General features: G+C 39.8%; 5 protein-coding genes. 3 read left to right on the top strand and 2 right to left on the bottom strand.

The genetic code is table 11. From position 1 onward, the window contains the following. Positions 1-316: 316 nt before the first annotated feature. Both LC574_RS30820 and LC574_RS30815 read right to left on the bottom strand, forming a co-directional pair. Positions 317-979 carry a response regulator transcription factor gene (locus LC574_RS30820; protein ID WP_229457389.1) on the bottom strand — a complete coding sequence of 221 codons (663 nt, stop codon included), beginning with the start codon at positions 977-979 and terminating at the stop codon, positions 317-319. Further along, positions 979-2,244 (bottom strand): sensor histidine kinase, encoded by a 1,266-nt coding sequence (locus LC574_RS30815; protein WP_229457388.1) that lies wholly within the window; start codon positions 2,242-2,244, stop codon positions 979-981. The genes LC574_RS30820 and LC574_RS30815 overlap by 1 nt, the downstream gene beginning before the upstream one ends. Before the next feature lie 185 nt (positions 2,245-2,429). Between LC574_RS30815 and LC574_RS30810 the strand changes: the two genes are divergently transcribed. From LC574_RS30810 to LC574_RS30800, 3 genes are all read left to right on the top strand, one after another. Next, positions 2,430-2,948: a Spy/CpxP family protein refolding chaperone gene (locus LC574_RS30810; protein ID WP_229457387.1), complete on the top strand. Its 519-nt coding sequence runs from the start codon at positions 2,430-2,432 to the stop codon at positions 2,946-2,948. 232 nt (positions 2,949-3,180) lie between these two features. After that, a complete protein-coding gene (gene sipA / locus LC574_RS30805) occupies positions 3,181-3,423 on the top strand; it encodes a regulatory protein SipA (protein ID WP_229457386.1) in 243 nt (80 codons plus the stop codon). A 57-nt stretch (positions 3,424-3,480) separates the two neighbouring features. Next, positions 3,481-3,709, top strand: a 229-nt coding sequence (locus LC574_RS30800) for a redoxin domain-containing protein (RefSeq protein WP_229457390.1), incomplete at its 3' end; no start/stop codon positions are given.

Genomic DNA, 3,709 nt, shown 5'->3' with positions numbered 1-3,709 from the left:
TAGGACTACGATTTGATTTATGAAAAAATTCCGTACAACTCGAAAACCCTACAGCCCTATTCCCTACTCCCTACTCCCCACTCCCGGACTACGCAAATAATTTCAAAAATCAAATATGATTCCTATAGCAATCCGATTTTATTTATGAACTTCTTTGCGTGGTGCGCGAAGCGCAAGCGCGATAGACAGGGAGTAGGGAGTAGGGAATCAGTCTTTTCGATCTGAGGACGAGTTTTTTTACGCAATCAAATAGGAGTCTTATAATGTTTTTTAATAAGAATGAGGTACAGCTTAACCTCACTCCGATAAAGATTATTTAATTAGGCTCATTTAAATAGGATAAATAGGTATTTGCCCAAATTGCAGCTTGAGTGCGATCGCGCAAGTTTAATCTGTTTAAAATATTCGTAACATGATTTTTTACAGTGCCTTCAGAAATGTAAAGTTGTTGAGCAATTTCTCGGTTACTAGCGCCTGTAGCTATTAACCGCAAAACCTCTTTTTCTCTCGGAGTAAGTTCAGCTAAACTAGACGGTACAGGCAGTGACTGGGTTGGTGTAGCATTAGAAAACTGAGTTAACAGCTTTTTAACTATACCTGGCCCTAATTGAGTATATCCTTTATAAACGGCACGAATAGCAACAGCTAATTCTTCTGAGGGTGTATCTTTCAATAAATAACCCATTGCCCCATTTTGCAATGCTGCTGATACATATTCATCATCATCAAAAGTCGTCAATACTAATATTTTAGTTTTGGCAAAACGTTTTTGAATTTCTCGCGTCGCTGCAACTCCATCCATAATGGGCATTCTGATATCTAGCAATACTACATCTGGCTGTAATTTAGCAACTAAATTAATCGCCTGTTCACCGTTTTCTGCTTCTCCCACTATCTCTAAATCTGGTTCTAATTCTAATAACGCTCTTAATCCTTGACGAATTAAACCTTGGTCATCTACCAGCAGCACTTTAATCATTATGTCAACCTCGTTAAGGGAATATTAACTGTAATTTTGCAACCAGAACTAGGAGCGCTATTAATATTAAACTCACCTCCAAGTGCTAAAGTGCGATCGCGCATACTATGAAGCCCAAAACCTGTAGTATTTTGCCCTAAATCAAAACCTCTACCATTATCTTGAATTATCAATCGCAAATTGCCTCTAGTCATAGCGAGTTCCAGTTTAACCTCTGTGGCATCTGCATATTTAGATATATTTGTCAATGATTCTTGAGTAATTCGGTAAATAGCGGTGTTTATTTCAGGTGGTAGAGGATATTGCAGGTTGATTTGATAAATTGGTAAAATGCCATTTGAGCGATGAAAGTTTTCTGAAAGACTAGCGATCGCCCGTTCTAAAGATTGTTCTTGTAAGGGGTTCAAACGCATAGTAGAAACAGATTCGCGGACATCTTTTAGCGCTTTTGAACCTAATTCCTTTGCTGTTGCTAGAAATGTTTCAGCTTTACCTGGGTTAGATTGCCATAGTTTCAAAGCAGTTTCTAATTGCAAATTTAAAGCAGTTAGAGAATGTCCTAATGAATCATGAATTTCACGAGCAATGCGGTTGCGTTCTTCTAAAGTAGCTTGATTTTCAATTTGCATGGCATATTGGCGCAGTTTTTCATTAGCGATCGCTAGCTTTTCTCGACTTTGCCGTTCAGACAATACTGCATTCATCATCAACAACACAAAAACCAAACTTAAGCCAAATACCAGCGACGAATTCAAAATCAAAAATCGATATCGCTCTTGTGCCTGTGGCGATGCTTGAAAATTGAATAACTGATATTTTAGTTGTGTAGTAACTAAAAATAAGGAAAATGATAAACTTGTAACGAATAAACGCCCATTTAATTGAAATATCAAACAACTACGAGTCACTAAAATTATGTAGAGAAAGGGAAACAACCGAGCAAATCTTTCCCCAAAAAGTCCAATTATTAAAATCAATAAAATTTCAATACCTGTGTAGATTACCTTAGTTGTCTGGTTATTTCTGGGTAATCTTAAGCCCATTGCTGCAAAAATAATCAGACTATAAATTGATAGTTTTGGTAATATGCTACAAACTGACAAGTCTGGAAATGCACCACAAATTGACAGTTCTGGAGGCTTAGGACGAAAATGCCGTAAGGGAGGTGGTATAACGGCTGTCAATGCGGTGATCGCCAGTAATGTCCACTCCAGATAAAGTAGAGACGGAAAAGGATGTTTCTTAATTTGAATTGGACGATTCATTAGCTACGTTGCTCCAGTTATGAATGAGTTAGGAGTACTCCTAACTATTTATTCTCAATCATGTTTGTCAAAATTCAATCATGACTAAAGTCATGGGTAAAACCATGACTTTCTCCTCATGTGATTACTAAAGAGAAATTCTTATGATAGTGTCATCCAATCAGGAAAAACCCACCAGATAAGTAATGAAACTCAAAGCATTATCGCTAGTTGCTGGAGCGATCGCTCTAACTTTAACTGCAACCTCCTTTGCTGTTAATGCCCAAACAGCCTCTCCTTCACCCGTGTTACTTGCACAAACTCCACAAAAAGAAAGGGGCCCTTGGAAAGACTTGGGTCTAACAGATGCCCAAAAAACCCAAATTCAGGCAATTAAGCGCGATAGCCGCACCAAAATGGAGGCTGTTTTCACTCCAGAACAAAAGGCCAAGTTAGAGGCGGCGAAACAAGCACGTCGGGCTGAGTGGCAAGCGCGTAAGGCTCAGGGCCAAACAGGTCAAGGTCAACGGCAACCAGGTCAACCTCGAGGAAAGGGTGGTTATGCTGACTTAAATCTGAGTGAAGCACAAAAAACCCAAATCCGACAAATCCGGGAGTCTGAAAAACAACAGATTCAAGCAGTCTTGACCCCCGAACAGCGCCAAAAATTAGAGCAATTCCGTCAAAATGCTCCTTCGCGCCGTCAACAAGGCAATCCCCAATAATAATTTTTCAAAAAATAGTTAACTTGACTAATGTCTAAGCATTGTTTTCCATAGTCAAAAATTAATAGACTTCTTGCAGAAGACGCGGAAAGGGGAAAAACTTCATCCCCTTTCCCTTTCCCTATTTATACCCATGCCCAATGCCCAATTCCCAATGCCCCATGCCCCATTTAGTAGACTTTCAAGCTGGTTATGAGTTATGAGTTAATTCAAAACTCCTAGCTTGATTAAGATGTCCAAAGAATTTGCAATTGGTAGTAAAGTCCGGGTTGTGGCACTACCGCCCTATGTCAAAACTGCTGAACCCATGCCCATGCTGCGCCCTCCCGATGTAATTCACATTGGCGAAGAGGGTATAGTCATTGACCGCAGACCTGGTGGATATTGGGGTATTCGCTTTACTAGCGGAGCCTTTCTCTTAGATAGCCAATACATCGAAAGTACAGATATCCCACCCGAATCTCATTTAGAGTGAGATTAACAGCAACCAAGAATTGTAAACTTGTGTAAAGTTGTAATTTTGGTTTGCACCATGATTTCCCGCCGCACTTTTTTAAGCATATTATTTGCCAGCTGTATTTCTCTGATCAGCTGGCTGAATTTTACCCCTGCTGCTGACGCTCTTGGTGGTAAACTTCCTGCAATTAATCAACCCGCACCAGAGTTTACTTTGCCAACCAATACAGGTAATGGCAAAATTTCGCTCTCTGACTTGCGCGGTAAGTGGCTAGTTCTCTACTTTTATCCCAAAGACTTCACAG

The sequence above is a fragment of the Nostoc sp. CHAB 5715 genome (assembly GCF_020829685.1).
GTDB lineage: Bacteria > Cyanobacteriota > Cyanobacteriia > Cyanobacteriales > Nostocaceae > Nostoc.
Note: the sequence above shows the minus strand (reverse complement) of the source record. Positions and strands in the feature narration are given on the sequence as shown.